General features: G+C 73.6%; 16 protein-coding genes. 6 read left to right on the top strand and 10 right to left on the bottom strand.

What is annotated here, in order from left to right; genetic code table 11:
- Positions 1 to 679 precede the first annotated feature (679 nt).
- Positions 680 to 1,672: a LacI family DNA-binding transcriptional regulator gene (locus tag MTO91_RS07685; protein WP_476654147.1), complete on the bottom strand. Its 993-nt coding sequence runs from the start codon at positions 1,670 to 1,672 to the stop codon at positions 680 to 682.
- Between the two features lie 159 nt (positions 1,673 to 1,831).
- Between MTO91_RS07685 and MTO91_RS07680 the strand changes: the two genes are divergently transcribed.
- Genes MTO91_RS07680 through MTO91_RS07665 form a run of 4 tightly spaced genes read left to right on the top strand, consistent with a single transcriptional unit; the run spans position 1,832 to position 6,182 of the window.
- A complete protein-coding gene (locus MTO91_RS07680) occupies positions 1,832 to 3,229 on the top strand; it encodes an ABC transporter substrate-binding protein (RefSeq protein ID WP_226369757.1) in 1,398 nt (465 codons plus the stop codon).
- Positions 3,226 to 4,164, top strand: coding sequence for a carbohydrate ABC transporter permease (locus tag MTO91_RS07675; RefSeq protein ID WP_405418602.1), 939 nt, complete (start codon positions 3,226 to 3,228; stop codon positions 4,162 to 4,164). Before MTO91_RS07680 ends, MTO91_RS07675 begins: the two co-directional genes overlap by 4 nt.
- On the top strand, positions 4,164 to 5,027 hold the full coding sequence (locus MTO91_RS07670; protein WP_224403201.1) for a carbohydrate ABC transporter permease: 864 nt from the start codon (positions 4,164 to 4,166) through the stop codon (positions 5,025 to 5,027). The genes MTO91_RS07675 and MTO91_RS07670 overlap by 1 nt, the downstream gene beginning before the upstream one ends.
- A 30-nt stretch (positions 5,028 to 5,057) precedes the next feature.
- The gene (locus MTO91_RS07665) at positions 5,058 to 6,182 is read left to right on the top strand and encodes an ABC transporter ATP-binding protein (RefSeq protein WP_062401042.1); all 1,125 of its coding nucleotides are present in this window, start codon (positions 5,058 to 5,060) and stop codon (positions 6,180 to 6,182) included.
- Between the two features lie 87 nt (positions 6,183 to 6,269).
- Here the strand turns inward: MTO91_RS07665 and rlmN are convergent, their stop codons facing one another.
- The gene (gene rlmN / locus MTO91_RS07660) at positions 6,270 to 7,379 is read right to left on the bottom strand and encodes a dual-specificity RNA methyltransferase RlmN (RefSeq protein ID WP_062401040.1); all 1,110 of its coding nucleotides are present in this window, start codon (positions 7,377 to 7,379) and stop codon (positions 6,270 to 6,272) included.
- Positions 7,380 to 7,410: 31 nt separating this feature from the next.
- Positions 7,411 to 7,989 carry a hypothetical protein gene (locus MTO91_RS07655; protein ID WP_337830210.1) on the bottom strand — a complete coding sequence of 193 codons (579 nt, stop codon included), beginning with the start codon at positions 7,987 to 7,989 and terminating at the stop codon, positions 7,411 to 7,413.
- A 171-nt stretch (positions 7,990 to 8,160) separates the two neighbouring features.
- Here MTO91_RS07655 and MTO91_RS07650 point away from each other — a divergent pair, with 171 nt between their 5' ends.
- The gene (locus tag MTO91_RS07650) at positions 8,161 to 8,643 is read left to right on the top strand and encodes a Rieske (2Fe-2S) protein (RefSeq protein WP_251784831.1); all 483 of its coding nucleotides are present in this window, start codon (positions 8,161 to 8,163) and stop codon (positions 8,641 to 8,643) included.
- Between the two features lie 22 nt (positions 8,644 to 8,665).
- Here the strand turns inward: MTO91_RS07650 and MTO91_RS07645 are convergent, their stop codons facing one another.
- From MTO91_RS07645 to rpsB, 5 genes are all read right to left on the bottom strand, one after another.
- Positions 8,666 to 9,418 (bottom strand): class I SAM-dependent methyltransferase, encoded by a 753-nt coding sequence (locus tag MTO91_RS07645; protein ID WP_405418604.1) that lies wholly within the window; start codon positions 9,416 to 9,418, stop codon positions 8,666 to 8,668.
- Entirely contained in the window at positions 9,415 to 10,350 is a 936-nt protein-coding gene (locus MTO91_RS07640; protein WP_308818468.1) for a phosphatidate cytidylyltransferase, read from the bottom strand. The genes MTO91_RS07645 and MTO91_RS07640 overlap by 4 nt, the downstream gene beginning before the upstream one ends.
- A 5-nt stretch (positions 10,351 to 10,355) precedes the next feature.
- Positions 10,356 to 10,913: a ribosome recycling factor gene (gene frr, locus MTO91_RS07635; protein ID WP_020622047.1), complete on the bottom strand. Its 558-nt coding sequence runs from the start codon at positions 10,911 to 10,913 to the stop codon at positions 10,356 to 10,358.
- 101 nt (positions 10,914 to 11,014) lie between these two features.
- Entirely contained in the window at positions 11,015 to 11,830 is an 816-nt protein-coding gene (tsf, locus tag MTO91_RS07630; protein ID WP_062401035.1) for a translation elongation factor Ts, read from the bottom strand.
- 93 nt (positions 11,831 to 11,923) lie between these two features.
- The gene (gene rpsB / locus MTO91_RS07625; protein WP_062401033.1) at positions 11,924 to 12,787 is read right to left on the bottom strand and encodes a 30S ribosomal protein S2; all 864 of its coding nucleotides are present in this window, start codon (positions 12,785 to 12,787) and stop codon (positions 11,924 to 11,926) included.
- Positions 12,788 to 13,251: 464 nt separating this feature from the next.
- Here rpsB and MTO91_RS07620 point away from each other — a divergent pair, with 464 nt between their 5' ends.
- On the top strand, positions 13,252 to 14,067 hold the full coding sequence (locus tag MTO91_RS07620) for a M23 family metallopeptidase (protein ID WP_476654146.1): 816 nt from the start codon (positions 13,252 to 13,254) through the stop codon (positions 14,065 to 14,067).
- Here MTO91_RS07620 and MTO91_RS07615 read toward each other — a convergent pair.
- Together MTO91_RS07615 and MTO91_RS07610 are read right to left on the bottom strand one after the other, a co-directional pair.
- Positions 14,024 to 15,067 (bottom strand): FliA/WhiG family RNA polymerase sigma factor, encoded by a 1,044-nt coding sequence (locus tag MTO91_RS07615; RefSeq protein ID WP_405418609.1) that lies wholly within the window; start codon positions 15,065 to 15,067, stop codon positions 14,024 to 14,026. The genes MTO91_RS07620 and MTO91_RS07615 overlap by 44 nt on opposite strands.
- Entirely contained in the window at positions 15,042 to 16,115 is a 1,074-nt protein-coding gene (locus tag MTO91_RS07610) for a tyrosine-type recombinase/integrase (protein ID WP_476654145.1), read from the bottom strand. Before MTO91_RS07610 ends, MTO91_RS07615 begins: the two co-directional genes overlap by 26 nt.
- Positions 16,116 to 16,137: the final 22 nt, after the last annotated feature.

The raw sequence follows: 16,137 nt of genomic DNA, 5'->3' as shown, positions 1-16,137 counted from the left end.
TGCACCGGATGTCGGTACCCAGCACCGCGTTCCCGGTCGTGGGGGTGACCGTCCCCGCGCACGCGCGGCGCACACCACCGGACCGGATCCGGGTCCGCCGGCGCACCCTGGACGCGGCGGACCGGACGGAACGGCGCGGGGTCGCCGTCACGGCGCCGGCCCTGACCGCGCTGGAGACGGCCGTCGCCCTCACCGACGGCACCACCTTCCTCGACCGTGTGTTGCAGCGGGGACTGCCCTTCCCCGAGCTGCTCGCCGCTTTCCAGCGCGGGGTCGGGACCCACGGGTGGGCTCGGGCCCGCGAGCTCGTCGTCGAGGCCGCCGACCGCGCCGACTCGCGGGCCGAACGTCGCCTCGTCGCGCACCTGCGACGGGCGGGGCTCACCGGGTTCGTCCTCGGATGGCCCTTCGGTCCGTGGCGGGTGGACGTCGCGTTCGTGCCGGAGCGGGTCGCGGTGGAGCTCGACGGCTGGGCGTTCCACTCGGACCCGACCCGCTTCCGGGCGGCGCAAGCAGAACGCCCTGGTCGCCGCCGGGTGGACGGTGCTGCGGTTCACCTGGCAGGACGTCCGGGACCGGCCGGGCGACACGGTGGGCCGGATCCGGTCGGCACTGCGGTGATCCTTCTCCGCGGAGCCCGGCGCACCCTGCGGGGCATCGCACGCTCCGCAGAGAAGGATCATGGTCGGCAGCCGCAGGACTCCCGGTGCACGAAGGTCGTCGGCAGCCGCAGCGAGCGCCGCTGCGCCTCGGGCTCGGCCATGCGGCGCAGCAGCAGCCGGACCGCCTCGCGCCCGATGTCCGCGAACGGCTGCGCGACGACGGTGAGGCGCGGGCTGAACGCGTCGGCCCACGGGAAGTCGTCGAACGCGGCCAGCGCCAGGTCCCCGGGGATGTGCAGGCCCAGGTCGTGGGCGGCCTGGACGGCGCCGATCGTCATCGCGTTGTTGCCGGTGACCAGCGCGGCGGGCCGCTCGGGCGAGGCCAGCAGCTCGCGCACGACGACGCGGGCGGGCTCGCTGTCCGAGCGTCCCTCCACCACCGGCCCGGGCGGGAGGCCGGCCCGGCGCATCCCGAGGCGGTACCCGGCGAGGCGCTCGACGGTCGTCGCGAGTCCGGCCAGGCCGGCGACGAAGCCGATGCTCGCGTGCCCGGCCTCGGCCAGGTGGGTGACCAGCCCGGCGACGGGCTCGACGTTCTCCGAGCCGACCTCGTCCAGCTCGCCGTCGCGCATCCGGTCCACCAGCACCGTCGGCACGCCCTGTGCCGCGAGCGCCTCGAGGGTCGCGGTGGAGTCGCCCGAGGGGGCGAACAGCACGCCGTCGACGCGGCTGCGGAGCTGCGCGACGGCCGTCGCCTCGTAGCCCGGGTCGTCGTGCGGGTCGGCGAGCAGCAGGGTGTGCCCGGCCGCGGCGGACTCGTCCTCGATCGCGTGCAGCAGCTCGCCCAGGTACGGGTTGGAGATCGCCGACAGCGCGAGCCCGACGGTCCGGGTGCGCGCGGTCGCGAGCGAGCGTGCGGCGGCGTTGGGTGTGTAGTGCACCTGCGCCATCGCGGCCAGCACCTGCTCGCGGGTGGTCTCCCGGACGGGCCGGGTGCCGTTCAGGACGTGGGACACGGTCGCGGTGGAGACCCCGGCGAGCCGGGCGACCTCGGCCATGGTCGCGATCACGCACCTCCGAGGCGGGTCACGGGTTGGCGACAGCGTACAGGCAACCGGTTGCGCAAGCGGTTACTCCACGCATACCGTGCACCGGTCATACCGGACGGACGTGTCCCGGACCACCCCGTTGCACACCCGTCGGAGCCCTCGACGACGAGGAGAGTGCCCGTGCGCCCGAGAACCAGGTCGCGTCCCGCCGTCCTCACCGCGTTGCTGGCGGTCATCGGTCTCGCCCTCACCGGCTGCGCCGGGGCCGGAACGTTCGGCCTGCCTCAGGGCACCCGGATCGTGACGATCGCGATCGTGTCCAACCCGCAGATGGAGGACGCGATCGAGCTCAGCCCCCGGTTCGAGGCCGAGAATCCCGGCATCACCGTGCGCTTCGTGAGCCTGTCCGAGAACGAGGCCCGCGCGAAGATCACCGCGTCGGTCGCCACCGGCGGCGACGAGTTCGACGCCGTGATGATCTCGAACTACGAGACCCCCCAGTGGGCCCGCAACGGCTGGCTGGTCGACCTCGACCCGCTGATGGACGCCACGCCCGGCTACGACCGGGACGACTTCACACCGACCATCCGCGGCGCCCTGTCCGGCCCCGACGGACACATGTACTCGGTGCCGTTCTACGGCGAGTCCGCGTTCCTGATGTACCGCAAGGACCTGTTCGAGCAGGCCGGGCTGACGATGCCCGCGAAGCCGACCTGGGACCAGGTCGCGCAGTTCGCCGACCGTCTCACCGACCGCGAGCAAGGCCGCGGTGGCATCTGCCTGCGCGGCAAGCCCGGCTGGGGCGAGGTCATGGCCCCGGTCGACGCGATGATCAACTCCTACGGCGGCCGCTGGTTCGACGACCGGTGGAACGCCCAGCTGACCTCCCCCGAGGTGCGCAAGGCGGTCAACTTCTACGTCGACCTCGTCCGCCGCGACGGCCAGGCCGGCGCCGCGGGCTCCGGGTTCTCCGAGTGCGGCAACCAGTTCAGCCAGGGCAACACCGCGATGTGGTTCGACGCCACCGTCGCCGCAGGTCTGCTGGAGGACCCGGCCCAGTCCAACGTCGCCGGGAAGGTCGGCTACGCGCCGGCGCCGACCGGCGTCGACGGCCTGTCCTCGGGCTGGCTGTACTCGTGGGCGCTGGCCATCCCCCGCACCACCGCGGAGAAGGGCCCCGAGCAGGTCGACGCGACCTGGAAGTTCCTGTCCTGGATGACGTCCAAGCCGTACCAGAAGATGGTCGGCGAGGAGCTCGGCTGGACCTCGGTCCCGCCCGGCGCCCGCCAGTCGACCTACCGGATCCCCGAGTACGTCGCGGCGTCGAAGGCCTACGCGCCGCAGACCATCGCCGCGATCAACGCCGCCGACCAGGACCGGCCGACCCGCGACCCCGTCCCGTACACCGGGCTGCAGTTCGTCGGGATCCCCGAGTTCCAGGACCTGGGGACCCGGGTCAGCCAGCAGATCTCCGCGGCCATCGCCGGGCAGCAGACCGCTGACGAGGCCCTCGACCAGGCCCAGCAGTACGCCGAGACCGTCGGCGAGTCCTACCAGCAGAGCGGGGGCGACCGGTGACGACCACAGAGGCACCACCGCAGGCGGCACCGGAACGGCAGACCTCACCGGCCGCGGAACGCCGCGACGGCTGGATCCGCCGGGCACCGCTGCTGCCCGCGCTGATCTTCACGATCATCGTCACGCAGCTGCCGTTCCTGGTGACGATCTGGTACTCGCTGCAGTCCTGGAACCTGGTGCGCCCCGGCAGCCAGCGCTTCGTCGGGCTGGAGAACTACGCGACGGTGTTCACCGACTCGCAGTTCCGCGGCGTCGCGCTGAACTCGATCCTGCTCACCCTGGGCGCGGTCGCGATCGCGATGGTGCTCGGGCTGCTGATCGCGCTGCTGCTCAACCGCGCGTTCCTCGGCCGCGGCATCGTCCGGACGCTGATCATCACGCCGTTCCTGATCACTCCCGTCGCCGGTGCGCTGATGTGGAAGTCGGTGCTGTTCGACCCCACCTACGGCCTGGTGAACTTCCTGCTCTCGCCGTTCGGCGCCGGGCAGACCGACTGGGTGTCCACCTTCCCGCGGGCCGCGGTGATCATCGCGCTGGTGTGGCAGTGGACGCCGTTCATGATGCTGCTGATCCTCGCCGGGCTCGGCTCCCAGCCGCAGGAGGTCCTCGAGGCCGCCCGGATGGACGGGGCGACCGGGTTCGCGGTGTTCCGCGAGGTGACGCTGCCGCACCTGCAGCGGTTCATCGAGCTCGGTGTCGTGCTCGGCGCCATCTACCTGGTCAACACGTTCGACACGATCTACATGATGACCCAGGGCGGTCCGGGTACGGCGTCGGCGAACCTGCCGTTCTACATCTACCAGCGGGCGTTCCTGGGCTTCGACATCGGCGAGTCCGCCGCGATGGGCGTGGTCACCGTGGTGGCGACGATCATCGTCGCCACCCTGGCGCTGCGCCTGATCTTCCGCAGCTTCTCCGCCGCCGAGGAGGCGTGATGACCGCAGTCGCCGAACGGACCTCCACCCCCGCGACGACGCCGCGGAAGGCGCCGCGCGGGGCCGGGCCGCTGCTGAGCGTGCTGGCCTGGATCGTCGGGCTCGGGTTCTTCTTCCCCGTGCTGTGGATGGTGATGACCGCCTTCAAGACCGAGGCGCAGGCCGTCACGATCCCGCCGACGGTGTTCTTCGTCCCCACGTTCGACAACTTCGCCGAGGTGTTCGGCGGCGGGGTCGGGCCCTACCTGCTCAACTCGCTGTTCGCGACGGTCGCCTCGACGGTCCTGGTGCTCCTGCTGGGCACCCCGGCCGCGTTCGCGCTGTCGCTGCGGCCGGTGCGCAAGACCCAGGACGTGCTGTTCTTCTTCATCTCGACCAAGATGCTGCCGGTCGTCGCGGCGATCGTGCCGATCTACGTCGTCGTGAACTACCTGGGTGCCCTGGACAACATCTGGACGCTCGTCGTGCTCTACACGGCGATGAACCTGCCGATCGCGGTGTGGATGATGCGGTCGTTCTTCCTGGAGGTCCCCAAGGAGCTCCTGGAGGCCGCGAGCATGGACGGGGCGTCGCTGTGGCGCTCGCTGCGCGAGGTCGTGCTGCCGATCATCTCGCCCGGCATGGCCGCCACCGCGCTGATCTGCATGATCTTCGCCTGGAACGAGTTCTTCTTCGCGGTGAACCTGACCGCCTCGCGGGCCGCGACCGTGCCCGTGTACCTCGTCGGGTTCATCACCTCCGAGGGCCTGTACTTCGCCAGCCTCTGCGCGGCGGCCACCGTGGCCGCGCTGCCGGTCGTCATCGCCGGCTGGATCGCCCAGAACAAGCTGGTCCAGGGCCTGTCCTTCGGGGCCGTCAAGTGATCGTGTTCGTGACCAGGATGGGAGCCCGCCGTGGCTGACGTGGTGTTCGACCAGGCATCTCGGATCTACACCCCCGGAGCCAAGCCGGCCGTCGACCGGCTGGACCTGACGATCGAGGACGGCGAGTTCGTCGTGCTCGTCGGGCCGTCCGGATCGGGCAAGTCGACGGCGCTGCGGATGCTCGCGGGCCTCGAGGAGATCGACGGCGGCTCGATCCGGATCGACGGCGAGAACATGGTCGGGGTCCCCTCCCGGGACCGGGACATCGCCATGGTGTTCCAGAACTACGCGCTCTACCCGAACAAGACCGTCGGGGAGAACATGGCGTTCCCGCTGAAGATGGCCGGGATCGACAAGGCCGAGCGCGCGGTCAAGGTCAAGGAGGCCGCCGAGATCCTCGGCCTGACCGACTACCTCGACCGCAAGCCGCGCGCCCTGTCCGGCGGCCAGCGCCAGCGCGTCGCGATGGGCCGGGCGATCGTGCGCGAGCCGCGGGTCTTCCTGATGGACGAGCCGCTGTCGAACCTCGACGCGAAGATGCGGGTGCAGACCCGCACCGAGATCGCGGCGCTGCAGCGACGTCTGGGCGTCACCACCGTCTACGTCACCCACGACCAGGTCGAGGCCATGACGATGGGCGACCGCGTCGCGCTGCTCGCCGACGGGAAGCTGCAGCAGTTCGCCAGCCCGGCCGACCTGTACGACCGGCCGCAGAACGCGTTCGTCGCCGGGTTCATCGGTTCGCCGGCGATGAACCTGTTCACCGCGAAGGTGACCGAGCGCGGGGTGACCCTCGCCGGGCGGGAGGTCGCGCTGCCCCAGGACGTCCGGTCGACGATCGGGGCGCACCAGCTCACCGAGGTGACCCTGGGCATCCGTCCCGAGCAGTGGACGGTCTCCCCCGACGGCGGCGAGGGCATCCCGGCCCGGGTCGACGTCGTCGAGGAGCTCGGGTCGGACGCCTACCTCTACGGCACCCTGGCCGAGTCCTCCGGTGACCTGTCGGCGACGGCGTCGCTGACCGGCTCGCGCGACGACGCCGTCGTCGTGCGGACCGCGGGGCGTACCGGGGCGCGGCGCGGGGACCGGGTCGCACTGACGCCGTCGACCGAGGGGCTGCACCTGTTCCACCCGGAGAGCGGCGACCGGCTCTGAGCGGGTCCGCCCGGCGACGCGAGGGGGTCGCCGGGCGGGCGGGCCCGGACGCGACGCGGCGAGCTGCCGAGGGGGTCGCCGGGCGGGTCAGCCCGGATGCGACGCGGCGAGCTGTCCGCAGGCCGCGTCGATCTCCTGGCCGCGGGTGTCGCGGACGGTGCAGGCGACGCCGGCCGCGCGCACCCGGCGCACGAACTCCTCCTCGACGGGCTTCGGCGACGCGTCCCACTCGCTGCCCGGCGTCGGGTTCAGCGGGATGAGGTTGACGTGCACCCGGGACGTGCCGATGTGCTGCCGCAGGACCTTCGCCAGCATGTCGGCGCGCCACGGCTGGTCGTTCACGTCGCGGATCAGCGCGTACTCGATGGAGACGCGGCGGCCGGTCGTGGTGGCGTAGCGCCGGCCCGCGTCGAGGACCTCGGCCACCTTCCACCGGTTGTTGACCGGTACGAGGGTGTCGCGCAGCTCGTCGTCCGGGCAGTGCAGCGAGATGGCCAGGGTGACCGGGATCCCCTCCTCGCGGAGCCGGTCGATCGCCGGGACGAGCCCGACGGTGGACACGGTGACCCCGCGCGCGGAGATGCCCAGCCCGTCCGGGGCCGGCTCGGTGATCCGGCGGACGGCGGCGACGACCCGCTTGTAGTTGGCGAGCGGCTCGCCCATCCCCATGAACACGACGTTCGACAGCCGGGTCGGCTCGTCCAGCACGCCGTCGCGGGCCTGGGCGGCGGCGCGGCGGACCTGGTCGACGATCTCGGCGGTCGACAGGTTGCGCTGCAGGCCGCCCTGGCCGGTGGCGCAGAACGGGCACGCCATCCCGCAGCCGGCCTGGCTGGAGATGCAGACCGTCGCCCGGTCCGGGTAGCGCATCAGCACGCTCTCGGCGAGCACGCCGTCGTGGCCGCGCCACAGCGTCTTGCGGGTGGCGCCGCCGTCGCAGGCCTTCTCGGTCAGCGGCGTGACCAGCGGCGGGAGCAGCGGGCGCAGCTTCTCCCGGACGTCACCGCCGAGGTCGCTCATGGTGTCGAGGTCGTCGGTGAGACGACCGAACCAGTGGCGGGCCAACTGGTCGAGGCGGAACCGCGGTACGCCGAGCTCCTGCGCGACGGCGGCACGGTCGGCCGGGTCGACGTCGGCGAGGTGGCGGGGCGGAGTACCGCGGCGGGGTGCGTCGAAGACGAGCGGGAGGCTGGACATGGCACCTCCAGTGTGCCAGCCCGGCCGCGGGTCAGCGGATCCCGGGGATCCGCACGTTGTAGCGCCGGGACAGGTCCTCCAGGATCCCGAGCCTGCGCGCGGCCGCGACCCACAGCACGATCCCGGCGCAGAGCCCGGTCACCGGCACCGCGGACCCGGTCCCCTGGCCCTGGTAGGTCAGGGCCAGGAAGGCGCCGAACGCGGCGATGAGCAGCACCAGGCCGCCGGTCGCGACGAGGCTGCGCTCCTCCAGCACGGTGGACGCCTGGATCAGCAGCACCCCGACGAGGGCGGCGGACAGGGCGGTGGCCAGCTCGCCGTAGTCGACCAGGGACAGCAGCGACGGAAGCAGCACGACCCCGGCGACGCCGATCACGACCAGCCGCTGCATCCGCCGCTTCCGCTCGGGGTGCAGGGTCACCGCCATTGCGGCGTTGCGCCGGCGCACGATCCACAGGTACGCGGTCAGGAAGATCCCGAGCGCGACGAGGACGGTGGCGAACCCGTTCCCGAGGCCGCCCGCACCGACCACCCAGGCCAGCAGGCCCAGGACGATCTCCAGGCTCGGCACGGGAACGCCCAGCGACGGCTGGCGCATCGTGTACGGCATGCATCCACGGTAGCGAGAGCGGCCCGGGACACGGCGCAGGTGTGGCGGAACGACACACCCGTCCTACCTCGAACCGGACATCATGGGAGGCTCGTCACGTGCCCCGGGTCCCCGAGCCCCGGGCCGCCACCACCACACCGCCGGGCCCGCCCGGCCTCCCCCAGGAGAGCCATGACCCTCCCCACGACGTCCTCCACCGAGCCCGACCCCGCCCCGCGCGCCGGAGGGCCTGCCCTCGGCCGCCGCGCGATGATCGCCGGTGCCGGCGTGGCCGCGATCGGCGCGGTCGCCGCCTGCGGTGGCGGCGGTTCCAGCACCACCGCAGGCGGCGGGCAGGCCCAGACCGGGGACGCCCCGGAGGGCTCCCCCGGCACCGTCCTCGGCCCGGCGTCCGCGGTGCCGGTCGGCGGCGGCGCGATCTACGCCGACGCGCAGGTCGTCGTGACCCAGCCGCAGCAGGGGACGTTCACCGGCCTGTCCGCGATCTGCCCGCACCAGGGCTGCACCGTCAGCCAGGTCACCGACGGCCAGATCGTCTGCCCGTGCCACAACAGCCGCTTCTCCCTCGACGGCGCCGTCGTCGACGGGCCGGCCCAGCGGCCGCTCGACCCGCGGCAGGTCACCGTCGCGGACGGGTCGATCACCCTGGCCTGAGGCCGCTCCCGGCGCCGCGGGCTCAGGACGGCAGGACGAGGCCGTCGGCGCGGCGCCGGGTGTGGAGCCGGTAGCCCACGCGCACGGTGCGGTCGGCGACGTCGTCGATCGCCCGGCGCGCGGTCCGGGCGGAGAACTCGATGCGCAGGACCTCCTCCAGGTCCGCGCGGGTGTCGAACCGCCAGGTCGAGACGACCCGGCGCAGCGCGAAGCCGTGGGCGGCGAAGAACCGGTCGACCGCGGGCGGGTCGTAGCGGGGCAGGTCGGCACGCAGCCACGTCCCGTACGGCCGCACCGTGAAGTCCAGGTCGACGACGGCGAGCACCCCGCCCGGGCGCAGTACCCGCTCGGCCTCGGCGAGCCCCGGTTCACAGCCCGGCCCGAAGAAGTACGCGGTGCGGGCGTGGACCAGGTCCGCGCAGGCATCGGGCAGCGGGAGCCGCTCGGCGCCCGCGGCGTGCACGGTGATGCGGTCGTCTCCGGCCACGCGCCGTCGTGCCCGTTCGACCAGCGGCGGGTGCGGCTCGACACCGGTGACGGTGGCGGCCTGCTCGGCGAAGCGCGGCAGGTGGAAGCCGTCCCCGCAGCCGACGTCGACGACGTCGGCCCCCGCCCAGCCGCCGGTCTCGGCCCACAGCGCGGCCCAGAGCTCGCCGTCGGCGTCCTGGGCGCGGTTCTCGGTCTCGTAGACCTCGGGCCAGTTCCAGATGTTCGGGCTGGGGATGGCCGGGCCGGGCTTCGGCTGACCGCCGAACCCCTGGTAGGTGCGCTTCACGCGATCGGGACGACGATCCCGAGGATCGCCCAGGCGACGAACGCGGTCGGCAGCAGCGAGTCCAGACGGTCCATCAGACCGCCGTGCCCGGGCAGCAGGTTGCCCATGTCCTTGACGCCGATGTCGCGCTTCACCAGCGACTCGACCAGGTCGCCCAGGGTGGCCGTCGCGACGAGCAGTGCACCGACGAGCGGCCCCCAGTACCAGGGCGCGTCCAGCATCAGACCGATGCAGAGCGAGCCCGCGGCCATCCCGGCGACCAGCGAACCGGCGAAGCCCTCCCAGGACTTCTTCGGGCTGATCGTGGGGGCCATCGGGTGCCGGCCCGCGACGACGCCCGCCGCGTACCCGCCGACGTCGGAGGCGACCACGCAGAGCAGGAAGGTCAGGACCCGGCCCACGCCGTCCGGGGCGACGGTCAGCTGCACGGCGAAGGCCACGAGCAGCGGGACGTAGACCGCGACGAACAGCGAGGCGCTGATGTCGCGCACGAAGTGCGCGGCGCCGGTCCGCATCCGCCACAGCAGGCAGCCCAGCACCGTCGCGGCGAGGGCGACCGCGGCCCCGTAGAGGCCGAACGGCCAGGACAGCCAGACGACGGCCTGGCCGCCGACCAGCAGCACCGGCAGCGAGACCCGGATGTCGGCACCCCGGCGCAGCGCGCCCGCGAGCTCCCAGGTACCCACCGCGGTGACGCAGGCGAGCACCAGGACGAAGCCCTGACGCTGGATCAGCAGGCTCAGCAGGATGATGACGCCGAGCCCGACGCCGACCGCGATCGCCGCGACGAGGTTGCGGCCCAGCCGGGACCGCTTGTACCCCTTCTGCCCCCGGACGGGCTTCGGCACATCCGGAGTCGCCGACACGCCGGCCGGCCCGTCACCGGGGAGGTCGGAGGTCACGGGGACGGCGGCGTCGAAGGAGGAGGGCACCGGGCTCAGACCTCGAGGAGCTCGGATTCCTTGTTCTTGACCAGCTCGTCGATCTGCGCGACGTAGCGGTCCGTGACGCCCTGCAGCTCCTTCTCGGCGCGGGCGACCTCGTCCTCGCCGGCCTCACCGTCACGCTGGATGCGGTGCAGCTCGTCCATCGCCTTGCGGCGCAGGCCGCGGAGCACGACACGCGCGTCCTCGCCCTTGCCGCGGGCGACCTTGACCATGTCCCGGCGCCGCTCCTCGGAGAGCTGCGGGATGATCACGCGGATGATCTGCCCGTCGTTGGACGGGTTGACCCCGAGGTCCGAGTCGGCGATGGCCTTCTCGAGCTGCTTGAGCTGGCTGGCGTCGTAGGGCTTGATGACCGCCATCCGCGCCTCGGGGATCGACACCGAGGCGAGCTGGTTCAGCGGGGTCCACGCGCCGTAGTAGTCCACGACGATCCGGGAGAACATGTTCGGAGTGGCCCGGCCGGTACGCACCGACGCCAGATCGTCACGGGCGACCGTGACGGCCTTCTCCATCTTCTCCTCGACGTCGAAGAGGGTTTCCTCGATCACGGTTGCATCCCCCGGCCTGGTCGTACTCGCTGGCGGTCACGATCCTCTCACCCTCCGCCCGGGCGGTGCGCGGAGCACCACCCGGGCGGGGGTGGGAAGGATCAGTTCTGGCCGACCTCGAAGCGCACGAAGTCGGTGATGGTCAGACCCGCCTCGTCGGCGACGGCCTTGACCGACTTCTTCGGGTCGACGACGGAGGCCTGCTCCAGGAGCACGACGTCCTTGTAGTAGCCGTTGACCCGGCCCTCGACGATGCGGGGCAGGACCTGCTCGGGCTTGCCCTCCTCGCGGGCGGTCGCCTCCGCGATCTTCTTCTCGTTCTCGACGATCTCGGCGGGGACCTGCTCACGGGTCAGGTACTCCGGCCGGGCCGCCGCGACCTGCATCGCGAGACCGCGGGCGGCCTCGGCGTCGCCGCCGTCGTAGGCGAGCAGGACACCGATCTGCGGGGGCAGGTCGGTGGCGCGCTTGTGCAAGTAGACGGCAGCCTGGCCGTCGACCCGGGCGTAGCGCTTCAGCTCGAACTTCTCGCCGATGCGGGCGGACAGGGCCTGCACGGCCTCGCCCACGGTGCCGTCCTCGAGCTTGGTCTCGCGCAGGGCGTCGAGGTCGGCCGGCTTCTCGGCGACCGCGGTGGCCAGGATCTTCTCGGCCAGCGCGATGAAGTCGTCGGACTTCGCGACGAAGTCGGTCTCGCAGTCCAGCTCGACCAGGGTGCCGCCGTCGGCGACGACCAGGCCGTTGGCGGTGGCGCGCTCGGCGCGCTTGCCCACGTCCTTCGCGCCCTTGATGCGGAGGAGCTCGACGGCCTTGTCGAAGTCGCCCTCGGACTCCTCGAGCGCCTTCTTGCAGTCCATCATCCCGGAGCCGGTGAGCTCACGGAGCCGCTTGACGTCGGCGGCGGTGTAGTTCGCCATCGGGTGTCTCTCGTCCTCTGGGTCGTGACGGGAATGGATCACCGGGTCGCGTCCGGCGGGCCCACGGTGCGTGGGCCCGCCGGACGCGCGCACTCAGTTCTGGGTGCCGTTGCTGGTGGAGGCGGGGGCGGCCGCGGCCGCCGCACCGTCGCCACCGGCGGCGGAGAGGCTGGCACCGTCGGAGCCGACCTCGTTGCCCGCCAGGACGTCCTGCTCCCACTCGGCGAGCGGCTGCTCGGCGGCGGCCTCGCCACCCTCGCCCCGGCGCTGGCCACGGGAGACCAGACCGTCGGCGGCGGCCTTGGCGATGACCTTGGTCAGCAGCGCGGCCGAGCGGATCGCGTCGTCGTTGCCCGGGATCGGGAAGTCGACCTCGTCCGGGTCGCAGTTCGTGTCCAGGATGGAGACGACCGGGATCTTGAGCTTCCGGGCCTCGCCGACGGCGATGTGCTCCTTCTTGGTGTCCACGATCCAGACGGCGGACGGGACCTTGGACATGTCGCGAATACCGCCGAGGGTCTTCTCGAGCTTGTCCTTCTCACGGGTCAGCGTGAGGATCTCGCGCTTCGAGCGGCCCTCGAAGCCACCGTTCTGCTCCATCGCCTCGAGCTCCTTGAGGCGCTGCAGGCGACGGTGGACGGTCTGGAAGTTGGTGAGCATGCCGCCCAGCCAGCGCTGGTTGACGTACGGCATGTTGACCCGGGCCGCCTCCTCGGCGATGACCTCCTGGGCCTGCTTCTTGGTGCCGACGAACATGATCGTCCCGCCGTGCGCGACGGTCTCGCGCACGAACTCGTAGGCGCGGTCGATGTACGACAGCGTCTGCTGGAGGTCGATGATGTAGATGCCGTTGCGCTCGGTGAGGATGTAGCGCTTCATCTTCGGGTTCCAGCGACGGGTCTGGTGCCCGAAGTGCACGCCGCTGTCGAGCAGCTGCTTCATGGTGACGACGGCCATGGCCTGCGATCACCTCTCGGTCGGGCGCGGCGGATGCCGCGCAGGCGGTTCGTGGGCCCACCGGTCGGCGGACCACCCTGGCGCCCGCGGCGGAGCCGGACCCGCTCCCCCTGGTCACACGTGAGCGTGACGTCGGGATCGCAGGACCGCCCGGCCTCCGCTCCCGACGCCGTACCCTGGGGGGACGGCGCAACGGGCGAGCGGGCGCGCGAAGTCACCACGACGGACGTGGTGCGGGCTCCAGTGTACGCCGGGGCCTCCGGGCCGATCGCGGCGGAGCCCGGTTCCGGCGGCGGCAGTCCACAACCGGCCGGTACGTCCCCAGGACGACGATCCACCCCGGCGACGAGCGGTCGTCGTCGCAGGCTGGACGGGTGCCTCTCCCCTCGCCGTCCGCTCCCCCGCCCCGGGACCCGCGTCACGCGTCCCTCCCCGGATGGCGGACCGGGCTACGGGCGGGGGCGGTGCTGCTCGCCGTGGTCGTGACCGGAGCGGCGCTCGTGCCGCCGGGGGCGGCGGTCGCCGCACCGGCGGTCCCTTCACCGGTGGTCCCGGCACCGGCGGTCCCTTCACCGGTGGTCGCGGCACCGGCGGTCGCAGCAGCGGCGGTCACCGCGCCGGCGGTCGCGGCGTCGGGGACCGCCGTCCCGGCTCCGGGGCCACCTCCCGGGGCCGACGGCGTCCCGCCCCCGCCCGGCGCCGGGCCCACTCCGGGCGGGCCCCCGGACGGAGCGGGCCCGGCGCCCGCGCCGCCGCGGCCGCCCGGAGCGGGGATCCCGGCCCCGGGGGCGGACTACGCCTGGCCGCTGCTCCCGCCCCCGTCGGTCACCGCGGTGTTCCGCAAGCCCGCGTTCCGCTACGGCCGCGGGCACCGCGGCGCCGACCTCGGTGGCTCCCCCGGGCAGGCGGTGCTCGTCGCACGGGAGGGGGTAGTGGTGTTCGCCGGGCGGATCGCCGGGCGCGGCGTCGTCTCCGTCGACCACCCCGACGGGCTGCGGAGCACCTACGAGCCGGTGACCGCCGTCGTCGTCGCCGGGGCGCGGCTCGCCGGGGGCGACCCGGTGGGGACGCTGGAACCCGGGCACATCGGGTGCCCGGTCGCGGCCTGCCTGCACTGGGGCGTGCGCCGGGAGCGGCTCGACCACCTGGACCCACTGGTGCTGCTGCGGCCTCCCCGGGTGCGGCTGCTCCCCTGGGAGGGGGCGCCGGAACCCGCGGAGGACGCTCCGGGCCGGGTCAGCCCGCCAGCGCCGGCCGCATCGACGCCCGCAGCCGGGTGATCACCCGGGCGTGCAGCTGGCAGACCCGGGACTCGGTGACCCCGAGGACCCCGCCGATCTCGGCCAGCGTCCGGTTCTCGACGTAGTAGAGATGCAGGACCAGCCGGTCCCGCTCCCCCAGCAGCCCGATCGCGGCACGCAGCTCCGCCCCGGTCTCCCTCCGGACCGCCGCGGTCACCGGGTCCACCGAGTCGTCGGCCGGGAGCGTCGACAGCGGCGAGCCCGCCGGGCCGACCGCGCCGAGGTCCTCGGCGCTGACCAGGTACATCGGCCGCCGGGCCTGACGGAGGTCGCGCACCGCGACGCCCAGCTCCGCGGCCAGCTCGCCGTCGGTCGCGGGGCGCCCGGCGCGGAACTGCACCGCCTCACGGGCCCGTTCGACCTCGCGGCTGCGCGCCCGCACGGTGCGGGGCACCCAGTCCTGGGCACGCAGCTCGTCGAGCATGGCGCCCCGGACCCGCTGGGCCGCGTAGGCCTCGAAGCGGATCCCGCGGGCGGGGTCGAACCGGTCGACGGCCTCCATCAGGCCGAACGTCCCGGACTGCAGCAGGTCGGCGAGCTCGATCGACGACGGCAGCCGCACCGCCAGCTTCGTCCCCACACCGCGCACGAGCGGGGCGTGGTGCTCGACCAGGCCTCGTCGCGCGGCGGCGCCGCGGGTGGCGAGGAACTCGCGCCACAGCGGCACGACGGCCGGCTCGACGGTCTCGTTCAGGTGACCCGGTGCGGCGTCGGGCGTGTCGCGGGGCGCCCGGCCCGTCGCCGGGACGAGGGCGATGCACGCGGGGGCCGCGCCCGCCGGCGGTCGTCCGGTGGTGGCGTCGAGGGGGCCGCGGCGCGGGTGCCCGGGTGGGTCGGGGACCGGTCCGAGGACGGCCGCGCGGGGCATGTCGGCCCCCGCGGCCCTCCGGTCGAGGGCCGTGGCCAGGGCGGTGGGGAACGCGTCGGGACGGCGGGGCGTCGTGGGGGACGCCTCAGGCCCGAGGGTGCGCCTGGTCATGAACCACCTTCAACCGGTCGACGGTCACATGCGTGTAGAGCTGTGTCGTCGACAGCGTAGCGTGACCGAGTAACTCCTGTACGTAACGAAGGTCGGCTCCGCCCTCGAGCAGATGGGTCGCCGCGGCGTGCCGCAGACCGTGCGGTCCGACGTCGGGGACGCCCGGTACCGACCGGATCGCGCGGTGCACGACGGTCCGGGCGACGCGCGGGTCCAGCCGCCCGCCCCGCACGCCCAGCAGCAGCGCCGGCGGCGACGACGGGGTCGCCAGCGCCGGTCGGCCGTGGTCGAGCCAGCGGCGCAGGGCGCGCGCGGCGGGCACCCCGAACACGACGGTCCGTTCCCGGTCGCCCTTGCCCCGGACCCGCAGCGTACGGGCGGACTCGTCGACCGCCCCGACGTCCAGCCCGCACAGCTCCGCGACCCGGATCCCGGTCGCGTAGAGCAGTTCGAGGACCAGCAGGTCGCGCAGCGCCTCCGGGGCGTCCTCGGCCGCGCCGGAGGTCACGGCGGCCAGCACCGCCGCGGTTTCCGCCGCGGCAGGCACCTCCGGCAGGACGGTGCCCGCGCGCGGCGACCCGAGCCGGGCGGCCGGGTCGTGGTCGAGCCGCCCGGTGCGCACCGCCCAGGCGCAGAACGTGCGGGCCGCGGCGGTGCGCCGGGCGACGGTGGCCCGCCCGGCGCCTGCGGCGTGCGTCGCGCCGAGCCGCCGACGCAGGTGGTCCAGGTCGAGCGCACCGAGGCCGGGGAGCCCGCGGAGCAGGTCGGTGAGGTCCGAGCGGTAGCCGCGGACGGTGTGCGGCGAACGGTTCCGCTCGTGACTCAGGTGCCCGGTGAACTCCTCGACGGCGGTGGCGACGTCCGGCGCGAGCCCGTCACCGGCGGCGGCCCCGTCGCTGCCCGCCGGCCCGGCGCTCCCTGCGGACCCGGCGCCCGCGGCACGGGCGCCCGCCGGGCCCACGGCCGGCCCGTCGACCGCGCCGGGGACCGGCTCGGTGGCCGCGGGACCGGACGACCCCGCGGGACCGGAGGACTCTGTGCGCGCCATGCCCGGACGGTCCGCCGCCGCG

This window comes from Pseudonocardia sp. 2-7, assembly GCF_056341085.1.
The sequence above is the reverse complement of the archived record's forward strand: the minus strand, read 5'-3'. Positions and strand labels throughout refer to the sequence as shown.

Coding starts and splice junctions, on each gene's coding strand:
- tsf (WP_062401035.1), bottom strand. CDS start 11,830: ATGGCGAACTACACCGCCGCCGACGTCAAGCGGCTCCGTGAGCTCACC.
- MTO91_RS07610 (WP_476654145.1), bottom strand. CDS start 16,115: ATGGCGCGCACAGAGTCCTCCGGTCCCGCGGGGTCGTCCGGTCCCGCG.
- MTO91_RS07650 (WP_251784831.1), top strand. CDS start 8,161: ATGACCCTCCCCACGACGTCCTCCACCGAGCCCGACCCCGCCCCGCGC.
- rlmN (WP_062401040.1), bottom strand. CDS start 7,379: ATGTCCAGCCTCCCGCTCGTCTTCGACGCACCCCGCCGCGGTACTCCG.
- rpsB (WP_062401033.1), bottom strand. CDS start 12,787: ATGGCCGTCGTCACCATGAAGCAGCTGCTCGACAGCGGCGTGCACTTC.
- MTO91_RS07615 (WP_405418609.1), bottom strand. CDS start 15,067: ATGACCAGGCGCACCCTCGGGCCTGAGGCGTCCCCCACGACGCCCCGC.
- MTO91_RS07655 (WP_337830210.1), bottom strand. CDS start 7,989: ATGCCGTACACGATGCGCCAGCCGTCGCTGGGCGTTCCCGTGCCGAGC.
- MTO91_RS07670 (WP_224403201.1), top strand. CDS start 4,164: ATGACCGCAGTCGCCGAACGGACCTCCACCCCCGCGACGACGCCGCGG.